6 protein-coding genes and 1 pseudogene are annotated in these 19097 nt (G+C 73.3%); 2 read left to right on the top strand and 5 right to left on the bottom strand.

The features are described from left to right. Nucleotides 1-5 precede the first annotated feature (5 nt). From ACFXPL_RS02650 to ACFXPL_RS02640, 3 genes are all read right to left on the bottom strand, one after another. Complete coding sequence (locus ACFXPL_RS02650) at nt 6-7352, bottom strand: amino acid adenylation domain-containing protein (RefSeq protein WP_384911283.1); 7347 nt, start codon at nt 7350-7352, stop codon at nt 6-8. A 111-nt stretch (nt 7353-7463) separates the two neighbouring features. Further along, complete coding sequence (locus ACFXPL_RS02645; protein WP_384911280.1) at nt 7464-13769, bottom strand: SDR family NAD(P)-dependent oxidoreductase; 6306 nt, start codon at nt 13767-13769, stop codon at nt 7464-7466. Between the two features lie 785 nt (nt 13770-14554). Continuing rightward, a complete protein-coding gene (locus tag ACFXPL_RS02640) occupies nt 14555-15202 on the bottom strand; it encodes a TetR/AcrR family transcriptional regulator (RefSeq protein ID WP_384911277.1) in 648 nt (215 codons plus the stop codon). Nucleotides 15203-15300: 98 nt separating this feature from the next. Between ACFXPL_RS02640 and ACFXPL_RS02635 the strand changes: the two genes are divergently transcribed. Together ACFXPL_RS02635 and ACFXPL_RS02630 are read left to right on the top strand one after the other, a co-directional pair. Next, nucleotides 15301-16368, top strand: a complete 1068-nt coding sequence (locus tag ACFXPL_RS02635) for an SDR family oxidoreductase (RefSeq protein WP_384911274.1) — start codon at nt 15301-15303, stop codon at nt 16366-16368. 21 nt (nt 16369-16389) lie between these two features. Then, a pseudogene (locus tag ACFXPL_RS02630) lies at nt 16390-17061 on the top strand (alpha/beta fold hydrolase); the annotation flags it as partial. Here ACFXPL_RS02630 and ACFXPL_RS02625 read toward each other — a convergent pair. After that, on the bottom strand, nt 16994-17599 hold the full coding sequence (locus ACFXPL_RS02625; RefSeq protein WP_384911801.1) for a response regulator transcription factor: 606 nt from the start codon (nt 17597-17599) through the stop codon (nt 16994-16996). The pseudogene ACFXPL_RS02630 and the gene ACFXPL_RS02625 sit on opposite strands and share 68 nt — an antisense overlap. Before the next feature lie 728 nt (nt 17600-18327). Beyond that, nucleotides 18328-18690: a hypothetical protein gene (locus ACFXPL_RS02620; protein ID WP_384911271.1), complete on the bottom strand. Its 363-nt coding sequence runs from the start codon at nt 18688-18690 to the stop codon at nt 18328-18330. Nucleotides 18691-19097: the final 407 nt, after the last annotated feature.

Here is a 19097-nt window from a genome sequence, read left to right as displayed (position 1 = left end):
TGTCGTCACCGCTTTCCTCGGGTTCGGTCACCGGCGCCCGGCAGGCTCGCCGTCACCAGGTGGGTGATCTGCTCCGCCACGTACTTCACGTACGGCTCCTCGACGACCTGCAGATGGTCGCCGGGGACGTCGATGACCTCGATGGACCCGGTGGTCCTGGTCCGCCAGCCGTTGGTGGGGTCGCCGTGCAGGGAGCCCGCCCCGTCGTGCAGGGGCCTCAGGACGTCCGGCAGGTCGCCCTGGGCGTGGAGGAGGGTGAGGTCGAGATCGCCGATCTCGGACCGCTCGTCCATCAGCGCCTGGTAGTTCGCCTGGAAGACGGCGTGCAGGCGGCGTACCGCGTCCTGGGAGTCGCCGGCCGGCAGGATCCCGTTCCGCTCGGCGACCTCGGCCACGCGCCGGAACACCTCCTCCTCCGAGCCGACCTCGCGGGACAGCTCCTCCACGGGGGTGTCGCTCCCGCTGTCCGCCCAGAGGAGTTCCCAGAAGAAGAAGTGGAGCAGGGACCGGTCGCTCACGTCCCGGGGGGCGTCCGGGCTGAGCGCGACCGTGTCGAGAAGGATCGGCGGCAGCACCTCCTCACCGGCCCGCCGCAGCAGCCGCGCCATCTCGAAGGCGACGAAGCCGCCGAACGACCAGCCGCCGATGACGTAAGGACCGTGCGGTCGCACCCGGCGTACGGCCTCGACGTAGGTGGCGGCCATCTCCGGGATCGAGCGGTCCGGCTCGGCGCCCGGCAGGAACCCGGCCGACTGGAGCCCGTAGAAGGGCTGGTCGTCGGGGAGGTGCCGGGACAGCGCCAGATAGCAGAGCACGTTGCCGCCCAGCGGGTGGACGAAGAAGACCGGCGGCCGGTCGCCCTCCCGGCGGAAGGGCACCAGCACGTCGCGGGGGCCCGGCGCGGCGGCCGAGGTGCGCAGGTGCTCCGCGACGGCGGCGGGGGTGGGGGCCGCGACGAGGGCGGAGAGCGGCAGGCGCACGCCGAGGCGCTGCTCGATCAGCATGACCAGGCGCATGGCGGTGAGGGAGGTGCCGCCCTGCTCGAAGAGGCTGTCGTGGACGCCCGGCGCGGGGAGGTCCAGCAGCTCGGCGAAGATCTCCAGGAGGGTCCGCTCGTACGTGTCCCGCGCCGGCCGGCCGGGACGGGGCGCCGCCGCCGTCAGCGCGACGCCGCGCAGCGCGGCGTCGTCCCGCTTGCCGCTGGGCGTGAGCGGCATGCGGGGCAGCCACGCGTAGTGGGAGGGGACCAGGTACTCCGGGAGGGCCGCCCGCAGATCGTCCTTGAGCCGCCCGAGATCGGTCAGCTCCGGATCCCCCACGAGGAAGGCGGCGAGGAAGGCGTCCGTCCCGCGCCGCCGGTCCACGACCGCGACCTCGCGGATGCCGGAGCCCCGCGCGGCGTGCCGGGCGACGGCGAGTTCCACCTCGGCGGGCTCGACACGGAAGCCCCGGATCTTGACCTGGGTGTCGGCGCGTCCCGTGTGGACGAGGTCGCCGCTCGGCAGGACGTAGCCGAGGTCGCCGGTCCGGTACAGCCGCCGGTCGCCGCCGTCCGGATGCGGTACGAACCGCTCGGCGGTCAGCTCGGGCGCTCCGGTGTACCCGTCGGCCAGGCAGGCGCCGCCGAGGTGGATCTCCCCCCGGACACCGACCGGGACCGGCCGCATCCGCGCGTCCAGCACCTGGACCTCCGCCCCGTCCACCGGGGTGCCGATCGGCGGCAGCGGCGGGAAGGCGGCCGGGTCGCCGGTCATGGTGAAGCTGGTGACGACATGCGACTCGGTGGGGCCGTACTGGTTCTCCAGGATCGCGCCCGGCAGCAGGGCGCACAGCCGGCGGATCTCCTCGCTCACCCGGAGCTGTTCGCCCGAGGAGACCAGCGTCCGCAGCCGGCGGGGCACCGGGCCGAGCGCGCACGCGGCCTCGGCGAGCTGCTGGAGGGCCACGTACGGCAGGAAGATCCGCTCGACGCCGTGCCGGTCGAGGAGGCGCAGCAGCGCCGGCATGTCGCGCCGTTCGGCCTCGGTGACGAGGACGAGGGTGCCGCCGGAGCAGAGCGTGGAGAAGATCTCCTGGAACGAGACGTCGAAGCTGAGCGGCGCGTAACTCAGGGTGGTGCCCCCGGCCGCGCCGCTGGGCCGGCGGTTCTGCCAGGTCACCATGGCGGCGAGCGAGCGGTGGGGCATCACCACGCCCTTGGGCCGGCCCGTGGAGCCGGAGGTGAACAGGAGGTAGGCGGTGCTGTCGGGATCAGCCCCGGGAAGGCCGGGACCGCTCTCCGACTGCTGGTCCGGTGTGTCCCGTACGAGGTCCTCCGCGAGCAGCAGCACGTCCTCGTCGCCGACCAGACGGGCATGGGCGCGGTGTGCGACGACGCGTACCGGCCGCGCCTGTTCCAGCATCGCGGCGATCCGCTCAGCCGGGTAGCCGGTGTCCAGCGGCACGCACGCGGCGCCCGCCCTCGCGACCGCCAGGATCACCGCCACCGTCTCCGGCGCGCGGTCCATGGCGACGCCGATACGGGATCCGGCGCCCGCGCCGAGGCCGGTCAGCCGCCGGGCGATCCGGTCCGCGGCCCGGTCGAGCTCCCGGTAGGTCCACCGCCGCGTCCCCTGGACCAGGGCGACGGAGTCCGGGGTGCGGGCGGCCTGGCGCGCGAAGAGGCGTACGACGTCCACGGCCGCCGCGGGCGCCTGGGCACGTGCCGCGGGCGGGGCGAGGGCGCCCGTGGTGGCGAGGAAGCCGAGGTCGGCGTGGTCGTGCGGGCGGTCGAGGACGCGGGTGAGGATCTCCGTGTAGGCACGGGCGACCAGTTCGGCCTGCTCGGGGGTGAAGGTGCGGCCGTCCCCGTCGATCCGCAGCCAGAGACCGCCGTCGCCCGGGTCGGTGACGGCGTTGACGAGGAGCTGGAAGTCGGTCTCCTCGAAGGTGCGCACCGAGAGCAGTTCGACATCGGGGCGGTCCAGCACCGGTGCCAGGACATGGAAGTTGACGTAGTTGAACGCCGTCCGCACGGCGGGCCCGTGCGGGGAGTCCTCCTGGATGGCGCTGAGCGGGTAGTGGCGGTGCGGATGGCCGCGCCGCTCCTCCCGGTGCGCCTCGCGGACGGCGGCGAGCCAGGTGGAGGCGGCGTCGTTCATCCGGACGGGCATGGTGTGGACGAACAGACCGGCGGTGCGGTCTCCGTCGGCGCGCTCGGGACGGCCGTGCGTGAGCAGCCCCGTGGTCAGGTCGTGCTGCCCGGAGAACAGCCGCAGCGTCAGGCAGTGCGCCGCGAAGAGCACGGACTTCGCGGAGACCGCGTGTGCGCGGGAGAAGGCGGTGACCCGGTGTTCCAGCCCTGCGGGCAGGGTGGCCCGGTGGCTGACGAAGCCGGGCTCCCCGGTCACCGGCGCGGCGGTCCTGAACCCGTCGAGGGCGACTCCCCGCGCACCGTCCAGCCGTTCCTTCCAGTACCGCCGGTCGTCCGCGGACTCCAGCGCCGTGCGCTCGGCGAGGACATGGTGGGCGGGGGAGGGCGGCGGGCCGGCGGGGGCCGGGTCCGTCACCTCGCCCAGGGCGCGCAGATGCTCCTCCAGCAGTTCCCGCAGCAGGCTCGCCACGCTGCCGCCGTCGAGCAGCACATGGTGGAAGCTGAGCACCAGCTCCACGGTGTGCTCGCGGACATGGACCCGGAAGTGGCAGAGCGGCGCGGCCGACAGGTCGTAGCCGTGGTGGCGCTGTCGCTCGATGTGCGCGTCGAGGGCCGCGTCGGCCTCCGCCTCCGGCGTGCCGCGCTGGTCGACGACGGTGAGGCCGCCCGCCACCCGCCGGTGGACGATCTGGAGCGGTTCGGCGTGCCCGCCGAGGTCGATCGAGGACCGCAGCGCGGGATGGCGGGCGACCAGCCGGTCGAAGGAGTGCTGGAAGGCGGACGCGGACCAGGGCAGCCGGAAGGAGTAGTGGAAGACGTCGTGGTAGACGGCGGACCCCTCCCTGGCCGAGCTGTGGTAGATCATCCCGAGCTGGAGGCGGGTCAGCGGGAACGCGTCCTCGACCTCGCCCGATCGCGACAGCCGTGCCCGTGACTCCTCGGGGACCAGCGCGAACGGGGCCGGATCAGGGCCCTGTTCGCGCGGACCGGTGGTGCAGTGGGCGGCCAGGGCCGCCACGGTCGGGTGCTGGACCAGGTCGTTCGGGGCGAAGTGGACGCCGAGCCTGGCGGCCCGCGCCTGGATCCTGATGGTCAGCAGGGAGTCGCCGCCCAGCGCGTAGTAGTCGTCGTGGACGCCGACGTCCTCCTGCCCCAGCACCTCGGACCATACGGAGACGAGCGTGGCCTCGGTCCCGTCGCGGGGCGCGGCGGCCTCCTTCCCGGACGTGTCGTTCGCGGTCCGGGGCGCGGGCAGGGCGCGGCGGTCGGCCTTGCCGTTGGGGGTGAGCGGGACACGGTCGATCCGCACCAGATACGCCGGGATCATGAACTCCGGCAGATGCAGGGCGAGATGCGCGCGCAACGCGCCGTCCTCGGCGGGTTCGTCGGCCACGTAGTAGCCGACGAGTTGGGTGCCGCGTTCCGACGTCACGCTGTCGACGACGGCGCCCCGCACCCCCGGCGCGGTCGACAGACGGTGCTCCACCTCGCCCATCTCGACCCGGTTGCCGCGGATCTTCACCTGCCCGTCGATCCTGCCGAGGTACTCGATCGTGCCGTCGGCGAGCACCCGCGCGAGGTCCCCCGTGCGGTAGAGGCGTTCGCCGGGTGCCGACGGGTGCGCGGTGAACTTCTCCCGGGTCAGCTCGGGACGGCCGAGATAGCCGCGGGCGACGCCGGCCCCCGCGATGCACAGCTCGCCGGGCGCTCCGAACGGCTGTGGCTCGTCCCGGTGTTCACCGAGCACGTACAGACCGGTGTTGTCGATCGGAGTGCCGATCGGCACCCGGGCCACGGGACGGGTGGGGTCCGCCGGGCACGCGAACCAGGAGACGTCGACGGTCGCCTCGGTCGGCCCGTAGAGGTTCACCAGCTTCGGCGCCGGCCGGCCGGCGCCGGCCGTGCCGAAGATCCGGTTGAACTGGTCGACGCGGGCGGGCGGCAGGGCCTCGCCGCTGCAGAAGACGTACCGCAGCGGGCGGACGTCCGCCCGCGCCCGCGGCGACTCCTCCAGCAGATCGAGGAACGGGCCGAGCATCGAGGGCACGAAGTGCGCGACCGTCACCCGCCGCTCGGCGACGGTACGGGCCAGCGCCCGCGGGTCCTTCTCGGCGCCCACCGGGGCCGGTGCGACCGCGGCCCCTTCGACGGCCCACCAGAACAGCTCCCACACCGAGACGTCGAACGAGATCGGTGTCTTGTGCAGGATCACGTCGTCCGCGCCGAGGGGATGGGCGCGCTGCATCCAGGCCAGGCGGTTGACGACCGAGTGGTGCTCGACCATGACGCCCTTCGGCCGGCCGGTCGAGCCCGAGGTGTAGATGACGTAGGCGAGGTCGCGCGAGGTGGCGGTGGGTTCCGGCGGCGTGGCCGGTCCGTGCAGCAGATCGCCGACGCGCAGCACCGCCGCGTCCCCCGTCACCGCCGTGCCTCCCGCCGCCTCCGCGCCCGTTGCCGCCTCCGTACCGTCGACGCCGGGCCGACCGGGCCCCACCAGGACGACCTTGGCGCGGCTGTCCTCCAGCACGTACGCGATCCGCGCGGGCGGATGCCCCGGGTCCACCGGTACGTAGGCGCCTCCGGCCTTGAGCACGCCGAGGACCGCCACGAGCGTCAGCGGGCCCCGCTCCAGCAGCACGGCGACCCGGTCGTCGGGACGGACCCCGGCCGCCCGCAGGGCGTGGGCCACCTGGTTCGCCGCCGCGTCGAGCTCCCCGAAGGTCAGCGGGGCGTCGCCGGGCGCACCGGTCGCCGGACCCGACAGCACCGCGGGCCGGTCGGGGGTGCGCGCGGCCTGCTCCTCGAAGAGGCTGTGCAGGGTGCGCCGGTCCGCGTACGGCACCCGGGGCCCGCGCGCGACGGCCGCCAGCTTCCGGCGCTCGGCCGCGCCCAGCATGGGCAGCGCCCCGATCGGCCGGTCCGGCTCCTCGACCGCGCCCCGGATCAGGGCGGTGAGGTGGCCGGCCAGCGCCCCGACGGGAAAGTCCTCGTCGAGGACGTCACGCCCGTAGGTGAGGGTGATCCGCACGTCGTCGGTGCCCCGGGTGTGCAGGACGTGCACGGCGATGGCGTCCTGCGCGTGCGCGGGGGCGGACCCGTCGGTCTCGCGGGTGAGTCCGGCGACGCCGGGGCTGGGCGGCATCGGCAGGTACGACAGCGTCACGTCGAACAGCCGCGGCGCGCTCCCGCTGCCGCGGGGCAGCGCCCTGAGCACATCGCCGAGCGCCAGGCGTTCATGGCGCCGCAGCTCCTCGCCGCCGGTCTCGACGGCCGCGCCGATCTCGCGCATGGTCGCCGTGCCGGGGGTCCGTACCCGTAAGGGGAGGATGTTGGCGAAGTGGCCGACGGTCGCCAGCTCCTCGCCGGTCCTGCGGTTGAGATGAGGGATGCCGAGCACGACCTCCGGGGCGCGGTGGATCCGGCCGAGATACGTGGCGAACGCCGCGGCCACGACGGGGAACACCAGCCGCTGCTGCTCGCGCAGGCGCCGGACGAGGGCGCTGTCGACGGTGAAGGAGAACCGGCCCGTCGAGGAGTGCGCTCCGGCCGAGGAGCCGGTGGCCGCAGTGGCGCGGGTGAACAGGGCGGGCACCACATCGGCGTGCGCCCGGCGGTGGAAGTCCTGGTCCCGCCGGAACTGGGGCGAGGCGGTGTAACGGGCCTCCTCGCGGACGGAGTCCAGGTACGAGGGGGCGTCCTCGGGTGACGGGGCGGCGCCCGCCTTCACCCGCCCGTAGTCCTCGAAGACCTGCTCGGTGAAGAGGAAGATGCCGTAGCCGTCGGTGATGATGTGGTGGGCCTTGACGACCAGGTGGACGGCGCCGGGCCCCTCCCTGAGCAGCGTCAGCTCGAACATCCGGCCGCGGCGCAGCGGGAACGGGCGGGCCAGCGACCGTTCCACCCAGGTGGCGCACGCGGCGCGCGGATCGGGTTCGTCGGAGAGGTCCACGACCGCGACGAGCGCGCTGTCAGGGGCGGCGCCGACTTCGGGGTCCTTCCACTGGCGGGGTATCTCGTCCCGCGCGTCGAAGGAGAGCGAGAAGGCGTCGTTGCGCCGGACCGCGCGGGCCAGGCAGGCGCGCAGGGCACGGACGTCGACCCGTCCCGTCAGGCGTTCGTGCACGACGCAGTTGAACTGCGGATGGGTCTCGTCGAGGGCGCTCGCGACCCAGATGTCCCGCTGGTAGGCGGTCAGCGGCAGGCTCAAGGGCTCGGACATGTCTCCTCCTTGGAAGGGCGGGCCGGTGCGGTCGGCCGCCGGCCGGACGGTGCCGGGGCGGCCGGTGACACCTGCGGGACCCGGGGGCGGCCGTGGCCGCCCCCGGTCCGGTCAGCGCGGGGGCGGCTCCGTGGCGACCAGTTCCTCGACCAGCGCCCCGGACAGCGCCCTCACGGTGCCGTGGGTCCACAGCAGGGTCGGGGAGAGCGTGGTGCCGAACGCGGCCTCCAGCCGGTTGCGCAGCTCCAGGCTCATCAGCGAATCGAGGCCGAGCGTCTTGAACGGCGTCTCAGGACCGACGCGTTCCGGCGGGAGCCGCAGCACCCGCCCCGCCAGCTCGCGCACCGTGGCCTCGCCGAGGGACGCCCTGGCGTCCGGGGAAGCGGTGCGCAGGCGCTCGCGCAGCCCGCCCGCGGCCGGAGCGGTGACGCCGTCGTCGGCCGCCGCGCGCAGCAGCTCCCAGCTCGGCAGCGCGGCCGTGTCGGGGTACGCGTCGAACCACTGCCGCGGGTCGAGGGGTACGTAACCGACCACCGGCTCGTCGCGCTCCAGCATCCGCGTCAGCGCCGGCCAGGCCTCGTGCGCGGGGAAGCCGCCCATGCCCCGTTCCGTCAGCCGGGCACCGCGCCGCTCGTCCGAGGCCGCGAGACCGATGTCGGAGAACGGCCCCCACTGCACGCTCAGGGCGGGCAGGCCCTGGGCGCGGCGGGTCTCGGCCAGGGCGTCGAGAAAGGCGTTGGCGGCGGCGTACGCGGCCTGCCCGGCGTTGCCGACCAGCGCGGCGGCCGACGAGAACAGCACGAACAGGTCGAGCGGGTCCCGCGCGGTCGCCGCGTCCAGGTTGCGGGCGCCCAGGGCCTTGGGCGCCAGGACGGCGGCGGCCTGGGACGGTGTCATGGTGTCGATCGTGGCGTCGGCGAGGACGCCCGCCGCGTGGAAGACGCCCCGCAGCGGCGGCATCTCCTCCCGTACACGGTGCAGCGCCTCGCCCAGGGCCCGCTCGTCGGCGACGTCGCACCGTACGGTCTCGACCCGCGTTCCGGTCTCCCGCAGCGCCGCCAGCCGCCGTTCGGCGTCGGCGGTGGGGGCCGACCGGCCCAGGAGCGCCAGCGCGCCCGCTCCCCGGTCGGCCAGGAACTCCGCGAGGGAGAGGCCGAGCGCGCCGAGGCCGCCCGTGACGAGATAGGTGGCGTCGGCCCGGAAGCGGCCGTCCGGCAGCGGTACGGGCGCCACGGCCGCGACGCTCCCCGGGTCGGTGAGGACGAACTTGCCGATGTGGTCGCCGTGGGACATCTCGCGCAGCGCGGTCGCCGCCTCGGCGAAGGGACGGGTGCGTACGGGCAGCGGGGCCAGCCGGCCCTCGGTGATGTGGGCCCAGACGTCGGCGAACGTCCGGGCGAACCGCTGTGGTCTGCGCTCCATCAGCCCGGCCAGGTCCACGGCGGAGAAGCTGACGCCCTTGCGGAAGGCGTCCAGGGGGATCCGGTGGCCGCCGTGGATGTCCTTCTTGCCCAGTTCGACGAAGCGCCCGTCCTCGGCGAGCACCCCGAGTCCGGCCTCGATGGCCGCCCCGGTCAGGGAGTTGAGCACGACGTCCACGCCGCGCCCGCCGGTGGCGGCGCGCACCGCCGACGCCCAGCCGAGGTCCCGGGAGTCGAACACGTCGGTGACGCCGAGACCGGTGAGGTACCGGCGTTTGGCCGCGCTCCCCGCGGTGGCGACGACCCGGGCGCCGAGGAGCCGGGCGACCCGCAGGGCGGCGAGCCCGACGCCTCCGGCGGCCGAGTGGATCAGGACGGTCTCGTCCCGCTCCAGGCGGGCGAGTTCGGCGAGTCCGTACCAGGCGGTGGCCATCGCGAGCGGCAGGGCCGCAGCCTCCGGGTCGCCGAGCCCGTCAGGGACCGGCCGTACGTGGTCGGCGCGTACCGTCACCTGGCTGGCGAGGGAGCCGAACACACAGGCCACCACACGGTCCCCGGGGCGGTACCCGGTCACGTCAGGGCCGACGGAGACGACGCGGCCCGCGCACTCTCCGCCGAGGAGCCGGGCGCCGCCCGTGGGGTCGGGGTAGGTGCCGAGCGCCTTCATCACGTCGATGAAGTTGAGCGCGGCGGCGGTGACCTCGACGCCGATCTCCCCGGGGCCCGGCGGCCGTCCGGCCAGCGGCAGACACACCACGCCCTCCCACCGTCCGGGCCGTGTGGAGGCGACCCGGAACGGGCGGCGCGAGGCGCGCAGGGGCGGGCGCGCGGCGTCCTCCTCCCCGAAGACGTCCGCCCGGGTGAGCCGGGCGGCCAGGCGGGTCCGTCCGCGCAGGGCGACCTGGTCCTCACGGTCCGCGCCGAGGACTTCCACGGCGCAGGCGCCGGCCCAGCCGGCGTCCGCCGGGTCCACGTCGACGAGGCGCGGCGCCAACTCCCCGTGCTCGCGCCGCAGGACCCGGGTGTAGCCCCCGTAGAGGGCGGCCCCGGAGTCGGGGCGGTCTCCGGCGGTGGCCGCCTGGCCCAGGGGTGTGACCACGGTCAGCCGTGGCGGGGCGGGCAGGGCGGCGCAGGCGCGCACGACATCGGTGAGCGCGTCGAGTCCCCGCCGCTGGGCCGTGAGGCCCGCGTCGGCCGGGGGAGCGGCGAAGACGACACCCGCGGCCCCGGCCACGCCACCGAGCGCGTCACCGCCGGCTCCCGTGGGTACGCGGGTCACCTCGGCGCCCTCGGCCGCCAGCGCCTCGGCGAGCGGTTCCGCGAGGCCGCCCGGGTCGCCGCAGACGAGCCACGCCCCGGACGGGGCCCGGTCACCCCGGGGCGCCCCGGCCACCTCGGTCCACCGCAGCCGGTGCAGCCGGGCCGCGTCCGCCGCGTCCGGTGCCTCTGCCCCGGCCAGCGTCTCCAGCCGTAACCCCTCCATGGCCAGCACCAGGCGGCCCTCGCCGTCGAAGACCCGTACGTCCACGGTGCCGTCCTCGTGGCGGACGGCATGGGACCAGACCCGGTCGACCGGCGGCCCGTCGGGGCGTACGGGCACCCGGATCCGGCGCAGCGCGGTCGGCACCATCGCCGCTTCGGCCGCGTCCTCCTCGAAGAGCGCGAGCGAGACCTGGAGGGCGCCGTCCCACAGCGCGGGGTGCAGCAGATACGGTCGCGCGCCGGGCAGCAGGGTCGCCGCGAGCACGACCTCGCCCACCGCCTCGCGTCCGTCGGACGCCCGGTACAGCGCGCGCACACAGCGGAAGGCGGGCCCGTAGTCGAGCCCCCGTCCGGCGCACGCGTCGTAGAACGGCCCCGACTCCGTGGCCGGCGCCGTGTCGAGCCACTCGGGAAGAGCGGGCAGGGCCTCGCCGGTGTCCCGGTAGTCGGCGCGTGCCGTGGCGTGCTCGGTCCAGGCCGTCGCGCCCTCCGGCAGGGACAGCAGGCGGAAGCTGCCGCCTTCGCTGATGTCGTCACGCCACTCGACGGCCAGCCGCTCGGGCCCCTCACCGAACGCGACCGCCGCGCTCAGTGTGATGTCGTGCAGCGCGCGCGGCGCCGAACCGGTCCTGGCCCGCGCCGTGTTGACCGCAAGTGCCAGGGTCGCCGCGCCGGGCAGCACGGCGGTGTCGTACACCTGGTGATCGGCGAGCCACGGCAGGTCGGCGACCGCGAGTTCCGTGGTCCCGTGCCACACGTCCCGCTCGCCGGGCGAGGGGGTGAGAAGCACGTCGAGCCCGCGGGCCGCCCCGGCGCGCGCCGCCACCGTACGGTCCGGGAGCCAGTGGCGCTCAGGCCGCATCGGGTGTGCGGGCAGCGGGACCTGGCGGCACCGGGGCAGGTCGCCGAAGGGTTCGAGGCCGGCCGTGTAGCCGCGCGCCAGCGCGCGGGCGAACGCGTCGGGGCCGCCGTCGCCCCGGCGTACGGTGGTCAACGCGGCGGCGGTCCGCCCGTGTTCGGCGATCAGCTGCTCGACGGCCGGGGTCAGGACCGGATGCGGGCTGATCTCCACGACATGGCTGACATCGTTGTCCAGCGCACGGGTCAGGGTATCGGCGAACAGCACGGGGCCGCACAGGTTCTCCACCCAGTAGGCCGCGTCCAGCACACCGCCGTCCAGCGGCTCCCCGCGTACCGTGGAGCGCAGTTCGACGGTGCCCCGCCCGGGAGCGGCCGGCGCCAGCTCGACCAGCAGGTCCTCGCGCAGCTCGGCCATCTGGGGGCTGTGCGAGGCGTAGTCGACCTGGACGAGCCGGCAGTACGTACCGTCCTCCTCCAGCGTCTCCTTCAGCGCGAGGACGGCGTCGCCGTCGCCGGACAGGACGCAGGAGGTCGGCCCGTTGTGCGCGGCCAGCGCGATCCTGCCCCCGAAGGGTCCGACGGCCGCCAGGGCCGCTTCACGGTCGAGGTCCACCGCCAGCATCCGCCCGCGCCCACAGGTCCGGCGGACGATCGCGCTGCGCCGTGCCACGACCAGCGCGGCGTCCTCGTACGACAGGATCCCCGCGACCGTGGCGGCGGCGATCTCGCCCTGGCTGTGGCCGATGACCACGTCGGGCTCCACACCGGACGCCCGCCACAGCTCGGCCAGCCCCACCGACATGGCCCACAGGACGGGCTGGAGGGTGTCGACCCGGTCCAGCCAGGCGTCGCCGGACTTCCCCGTGAAGACGTCCAGCGGGTCCCACGTCAGATGCGGACGCAGCGCCCGCGCACAGCGCCCCACGACCTCGGCGAACCACGGACTGTCCCGGTACAGCTCCTGCCCCATACCGCTCCACTGGGAGCCCTGCCCGGGGAAGACGAACGCGGTGCGGCCCCGGGGGACGGCCCGCCCCGTCACCACCGCGGGGTGGTCGCCGTCCTCGGGGCGTTCGGCCACCTCGGCGAGCGCGGCGCCGAGGGCCTCCGGCGCGGTGGCGAGCAGCGCCGCCCGCACCGGGAGGTGGCCCCGGCGCCAGGCGAGCGTCCCGGCCAGCTCGCGGACGGCCGCCTCGCTCTCCGGCGTCCGGTCCCGGAGCTGCGCGGCCCGCTCGGCGAGCACCGGGGGCGACTGGGCGGACAGCGGTACGAACGTGGGCAGCCCGGTCGACGGACGGCCGGACGTCCCGGTTCCGATTCCGGCCCGGGTCCCGGTCCCGGCGGAGAGGGAGCCGCCCGTGCTCTCCGTCGCCTCGGGCGGGGCGGCCACGACGACATGCGCGTTGGTGCCGCCCCAGCCGAAGGAGCTGACCCCGAGCCGGACGGGCCCGGTCCGCGGCAGCTCAAGCGGCTCGCGCAGCACCCGTACGTTCAGGTCGTCGAAGGGTATGTCCGGATTCAGCACCTCGGCGTGCAGGCTCGGCGGTACGACCCGGTGCCGCAGCGCGAGAAGCACCTTGAACAGCGAGCCCATGCCCGCGGCGGCCTCCAGATGCCCGATGTTCGTCTTGACCGAACCGATCGGGACGGGCCCGCAGGTACGGTGCCTGCCCACGGCCCGGCCGATCGCGCTGGCCTCCGCGGGGTCGCCGCGCCTGGTCCCCGTACCGTGGGCCTCGATGTAGGCGACGGAATCCACCGGGACGGCGCCGGGCCCGTCCCCGTAGACGCCGCTCAGCAACTCCTCCTGGGCGTACGGGTCGGGCGTGACCAGGCTGTCGCCGCCGCCGTCGTTGTTCACCGCCGTACGCTCGACGACCCCGTGGATCCGGTCCCCGTCCGCCAGCGCGCGTTCCAGGGTCTTGAGGCAGAGGGCGGCCACGCCCTCGCCCCGGACGAAGCCGTCGGCGGAGGCGGCGAAGGCGGCGCAGCGTCCCTGGGGCGAGAGTCCGCCGAAGTGGGTGAGCCCGACGGACACGTCGGGGGCCAGGATCAGGTTGGCCGCACCGACGATCGCGGCGCCGACCTCGCCCTGACGCAGCGCCTGTACGGCTACGTGGAGGGCGACGAGGGAGGAGGAGCAGCCCGATTCGACCGTGAGGCTCGGGCCGCGCAGCTTCAGGAGGTAGCTGATCCGGGCGGCGAGCACATCCAGAGCGCCGCCGACGAGGCTGTGCTGCGTGGGCGGGGCGCCGCGTTCCTTGCGGAGGATCTCGTAGTCGTGCCAGGAGGCCCCGATGTAGACACCGGTCCTGGAGCCTTCGAGATCCGCGGGGCGCAGCCCCGCGTCCTCCACGGCGCGCCAGGCGGCCTCCACGAGTAAGCGCTGCTGGGGGTCCATGTCGGCGGCTTCCCTCGGGGAGATCCCGAAGAAGCCGGCGTCGAACTGGTCCACGCCGTCGAGAAATCCGCCGACGGCCTGCACGTCCTTGCCCGGGTCGAGGGGACGGGCGGCGTCCCAGCGGTCGGCGGGGACGGGGCGGATGGACTCCCCGCGCTCGGTCAGAAGGGTCCACAGACTCTCGGTATCGGGGGCTCCGGGGAACCGGCCCGACATTCCGACAACGGCGATGGCGTTCGCATTATCCTGCATAAGATAATTCGTCCTTTGCCTACTGTCGCACGGCGGAGGAATATGCGGAGTGTAATGCCGCAGGGGGATTTCGTGTATGGGGCCTGACCTGGCCGTTCTTCGAACGACGGTCCGCCGTATCCGGGTCGTCCGCTTTTACGGCGGCCCGTCACCGTTCACCCCTGACTGCATGCGTTCCTTCCGCCGGTGGGACGGAGAGGCGCTGGTCGGCGGTGCGGGAGACGAGGGCGTGCCCGGTGGCGGCTCGGGACCCGCAGGTGGCTGTCCGCGTGAGGAATTCCACATCGGGGTCCGGACCGAGGTTCCGGCCGGCAAGCCTTGAGGGACTTTCCTGGCTATCCAGATCATCCAGATCATCCCGGTTATTCAGGTGATTCAGGTTGTCCCCGGGTATCCCGGGTGTCCGCGGGGTGAATTCTCCGCGCCGGGTAATTAATCCCCGCGGCCCGGAACCGCCGGGTGGCCTTTCGCCGGAAAGGGGGTAAGGGGTCAGCCGCGGCAGGGCCGCTCCACCGCGCTGTTCACCCTCGCGACCGAAGTCCCGCGATCCTCGCCCGGATGCCCGGGGTCCGCGTCAAGGGTGCCGTGGCCAGCGGCGGGTGAAGTGGTGGCCGGCGTGGTGCGGGCCGCCGTCCTGAAATTCGCCGAAGGCCCGGAAGGCCAGGTCGTCGAGGCAGTCGATGTCGAGGACCTCGCCGTTCCGCTTGCGGGGTTCGCCGTTGATGAGGGCGGCGCCGATGTCGCGGGCGTCCGAGTCCGGCTCGACGGTGCCGACGGCTCTTCTGTCAGCCGTCGGTTCCCGCGGTCCGTGCTCCGGCGGACATCATGCTTTCCAGCATGGCGGCGATGCGCGCGGTCAGTTGTTCGGGGGTGGTGCCGAGTTGGACGCAGCGGTTTTCGAGGGGGCCGTCGAGCCAGAGGGTGACGATGCCGACGCCCAGGGCCCAGACCATGCCGACCAGGGTGTTGGGGTCTCCGGGTGGGGCGCTTCCTTCTCGCTGGCAGTCTTCGACGGCTTCGGTCAGGATCCGGAGCGCTCCCGCGCCGGCGTTGTGGGCCTCAGGGTTCTTGTCCGGTTCTGACAGCTCGGAGCGGAGCATCAGGTGCATGTGCGCCGGGTGGTTCCGGGCGAACTCGACGTAGGCATGGATGATCGCGCCGAGCGCCCGTGCTCCGGTCGGGGCCTGTTCGCGTGCCTGGCGCAACTGTGGTTCGAGGAGTTCGTGGCCTTGGACGCAGATCGCGGCGAGCAGCGTCGAGCGGTCGGGAAAGTGGTGGTAGGGCGCTCTGGGGCTGACTCCGGCCTGGCGCGCGACGCGACGCAGGCTCACCGCGCCGATGCCTTCGTCCTCGATGAGGGCCACGCACGCGCTGATGAGCTCTTCGCGCAGGGAGCCGTGGTGATAGCTCTCCCGCGCCTCCTTGGTCGGCACCTCGCCAGGGTAGCTGGTTGACAGTTCGATCTCCCCAAGTCTATACAGTGCATACATTCTATGCGGTGTATAGATCCAATGAGGAGAGGGCGGGCGGCATGACCGACGTCAGGGTTCTGGTGACCGGGGCCACAGGCTTCATCGCGGGCCACTGCATCAACGAACTGCTCCAGCACGGGTACGCCGTACGCGGCACGGTCCGTGATCTCGCGACCGCGGACGTCGCCCACCTCCGCGCGATCGCCGAACGCACCGGCGGTTCCCTGGAGTTCGTCCAGGCCGGCCTCGGCGCCGATGCGGGCTGGGCCGAGGCGGTCGACGGCTGCGAACACGTCTGGCACCTCGCCTCCCCCAACCCGGCCGGTCTGCCCGCCGACGAGGACGAGCTGATCCGGCCCGCCGTCGACGGCACCCTGCGGGTACTGCGCGCCGCGGCCGCCGCGGGGACGGTCCGCCGCGTCGTGATGACCTCCTCGTCGGACGCGATCGTGCACGGTCACGAGCGGACCGATGTCCTGCGCACCGAAGCCGACTGGTCGAACGTGGAACGAGCGGCCGCCTATCCCAAGAGCAAGGTGTACGCCGAGCGTGCGGCGTGGGCGTTCGTCGCCGACCAGCGGCTCGAACTGGTGACGATCAATCCCGGCCTCGTGCTCGGTCCCCTGCTGCACGCCGAGCAGAAGGCATCGATGGAGGTCGTCCGCCAGCTCTTGGCCGGCGGGCTCCCCGCCGTCCCACGTCTCAACTACGCCGTCGTCGACGTCCGCGACGTCGCCACCGCTCACCTGCTCGCCATGGAGACCCCCCACGCCGCCGGGAACCGGTACATCTGCGCCACCCCATCCCTGTGGATGGGCGAGATCGCCACGGTCCTGAAGGCGGAATTCGGCGCGCGCGGCTACCGGATCCCGACCCGCAGGCTGCCGTACTGGCTGATGTGGCTGGCGGCTCGACGCGACCCCGCCGTCCGTCTGGCACTCGGCTACTACGGAGTCCCCGCCCTGGTCACCGCCGAGAAAGCCCAACGCGAACTCGGCTGGACGCCACGTCCGGCGACAGAGTCCATCATCGCGGCGGGCGACACCCTCATCCGATACGGCATCGTGCCGGACAAGGGGCGCAGCGGGAATCCCACGCCGACCCAGGCCCGCGGCACAACAGTCTGACACCGACCCGGAGAGATATCGATGACCCGGAACCACAGCCGTCAGCGCGTCCTCGTCCACGGAGTCCCCGAGACCTCGGCGATCTGGACACCCCTGATCAAGGAACTGGAGCGCCTCGGTCACCATGACGTCGTCCGGCTCTCACCTCCGGCGTTCGGTGCCCCCCGAGCGGGGGATTTCGGTGCCACCGTCGACGAGTACCGTGACTGGCTGATCAGCGAACTGAGCACGTTCGACGAGCCCGTCGACCTGGTGGGCCATGACTTCGGTGGCGGGCACGTCCTCGGCGCGGTGTGGACACGCCCCGACCTCGTCCACAGCTGGGTGAGCGACGTCATCGGAACGCTCGAACCCGACTACGTGTGGCACCCGGTCGCCCAGATCTGGCAGACACCGGGCGGTGGAGAACGATTCATCGAGGAGCTTTTCGGCGGAACCACCGCCGATCGGGCGGAACGCATGCAGAGCTGGGGAATGCTCGCGCCCGCGGTGCGGGAGGTCGCGGCCGAGCAGGGACCCGAGATGGCCACCGCGATCCTCTCACTGTACCGATCCGCTGCTCAGCCGGCTTTGGCGCAGCGGGGTGAGAACCTGCCCCAGGCCGCTCAGCGGCCCGGGCTGGCCGTCATCGCGACTGAAGACGGCGACGTGGGGTCGATCGAGCAGCGTCGGCGGGCCGCGAGCCGCGCCGGCGCCCAGATCCACGTGCTGGAGGGCCTCGGTCACTGGTGGATGCTTCAGGACCCGGCCCAGGGCGCACGCATGCTCGCCGACTTCTGGGACCGCGTCTGACGTGCCACGGCCGGTCGTCCAGCCGGGCGAACTCGGCGATCAGCCGCCGGGTGATGCCCGGCGCGAGCAGGGCGTCCCCGGCCGCGATCACCCGGACCGCCTCGGCGAGCTGGTCCGCGGAGGCGTCCTTGAGCCGGAACCCGGAGGCGCCCGCGCGCAGGGCTTCGTACACGTACTCGTCGAGGTCGAAGGTGGTCGACACCAGCACCCTGATCCCGGGGGTGGTGGCGGTGATGCGGCGGGTCGCCTCGATACCGTCCAGCTCCGGCACGCGGATGTCCGTCAGGACCACGTCCGGGGCGAGTTCGGCGGTCCTGGCGATGGCGTCCAGTCCGTCCACCTCCTGGCCGGTCACCTCGATGTCGGGCTGGGTGTTGAGCAGGACCGTGAAGCCCTGCCGGACCATCTGCCGGTCGTCGGCGATCAGTACCCGGATCACTGGGCTCCCTCGGAGCCGGTCGGTCAAGTCGGGCGTCGGGGACGGGACTTCGGCCTGGGCCGCACCGGCGAGGGGGACAACGACAGCGCCGGTGACCAGGGCGGCGAGTGCGGCCCGGAGCCAGCGTCCCGCGCCTCTTCTCGGACGGCCCATGGCTGTGCCCTCTCCTCACCGGCCCGGCCATCGGGCTTCTACGGCAAGGAAGTTACGGAGGGGCACTCGTAGTCCACGTCACGCTGAGGAACTCACCTGGCCAGTGACTCTCAGGTGTGACGTGTATGACCCGGCCCACCCCGAAGGGAGGGTTTCATCAGCCCAGTCGCGTGGACTCTCCGCCCAGGCCCGGTACTTCACCGGCCGGCCCAGGGAACGGGGCCTGTACATCTGTCGCTTCCCAGGACGACGGGGAGTCCCGCGAGAGAGAAAGTACCGGCGCGGACCGTTCAGCGACGAGATCCTTCGAGGCCGCGAGAACCTTGATCTCGGCGGCGGGGCTTTCCATCCCGCGACGTGGCCACGGCGAACCGTGACGGATCCGAGAGGGCGAAGGACGGATGCAGGCCAGTTGTTCCCGCCACTCCCAAGGCCGGAACAAGCCCCTGCGGGGCAAACGGGCGCCCCGTGCCGGCTCGGGCGGACCCGGAGCCGCCACGGGGCGGGGCGTGCCGGTCGTCAACGGATCGGCGCGGTTCCCGGCCTGCGTGACCGGGGTGGTGGGAGAGCGGTGCTCAGTTGAAGACCAGGACATCGGTGCGCATCGGCAGCGGGCTGCTCCAGCCGATGTTGATTTTGAACGTCACCACTCCGTTGCCCGGGGCGATGCTCGACACCTGGAAGGGTGCCCCGCCGACGAACCGGTTCCCGTTGCCGTCGATCTCGGAGGCAGTGATGACGACCGTCGAGTTGATCCCGATGACGTTCCAGGGGAGTTGGAGGTTGAACGTCCCGTTTCCCGGGGTCCACGTCCACCACGCCCGCCAGATGGCGCCGACGTTGCCGCCGATCGCCGCGAGGCCCTGGTCCTGGTCGGCGGCTTGTGAACTGCTCGCGATCCGCGGCACCTCGGTGGCGGAGGATTCGGTTGTGGCCATGACGGCTCCCTTCGCGTCGGGAGGGCTCCCACGAGCTCCCCGAATACGTTGAGTGTCCGACAGTGCGCACAGCGTCACAATCACTCGTGCGAGTGAACCTCCGGCGCGTCGCCGTGCCGCCCGCGCGAACACCGTCCACGGCCGCCGTCCACGCGGCGGCGCGTTGACGAACGCTCAATCCGGGACACCACCAGGGGCCACTGGACGGTCAACCTTGAGCAGACCGGCCCGAACGCGAAGTAGGTGTGCGGCGAGATGCTGCGCGCCGGCAGACGCGTCGAACATCACTGCGTCAGCATCTGATATACGGCGCACGTCAGCAGTCGCGGCGATCGCCGGTCGACGACCGTACTGAACCGAGCGGCATCGCTGCGCGAAAACACGTCGCGGCGGGACCGGGTTACCGG

This window comes from Streptomyces sp. NPDC059092, from assembly GCF_042756365.1.
GTDB lineage: Bacteria > Actinomycetota > Actinomycetes > Streptomycetales > Streptomycetaceae > Streptomyces.
Note: the sequence above shows the minus strand (reverse complement) of the source record. Positions and strands in the feature narration are given on the sequence as shown.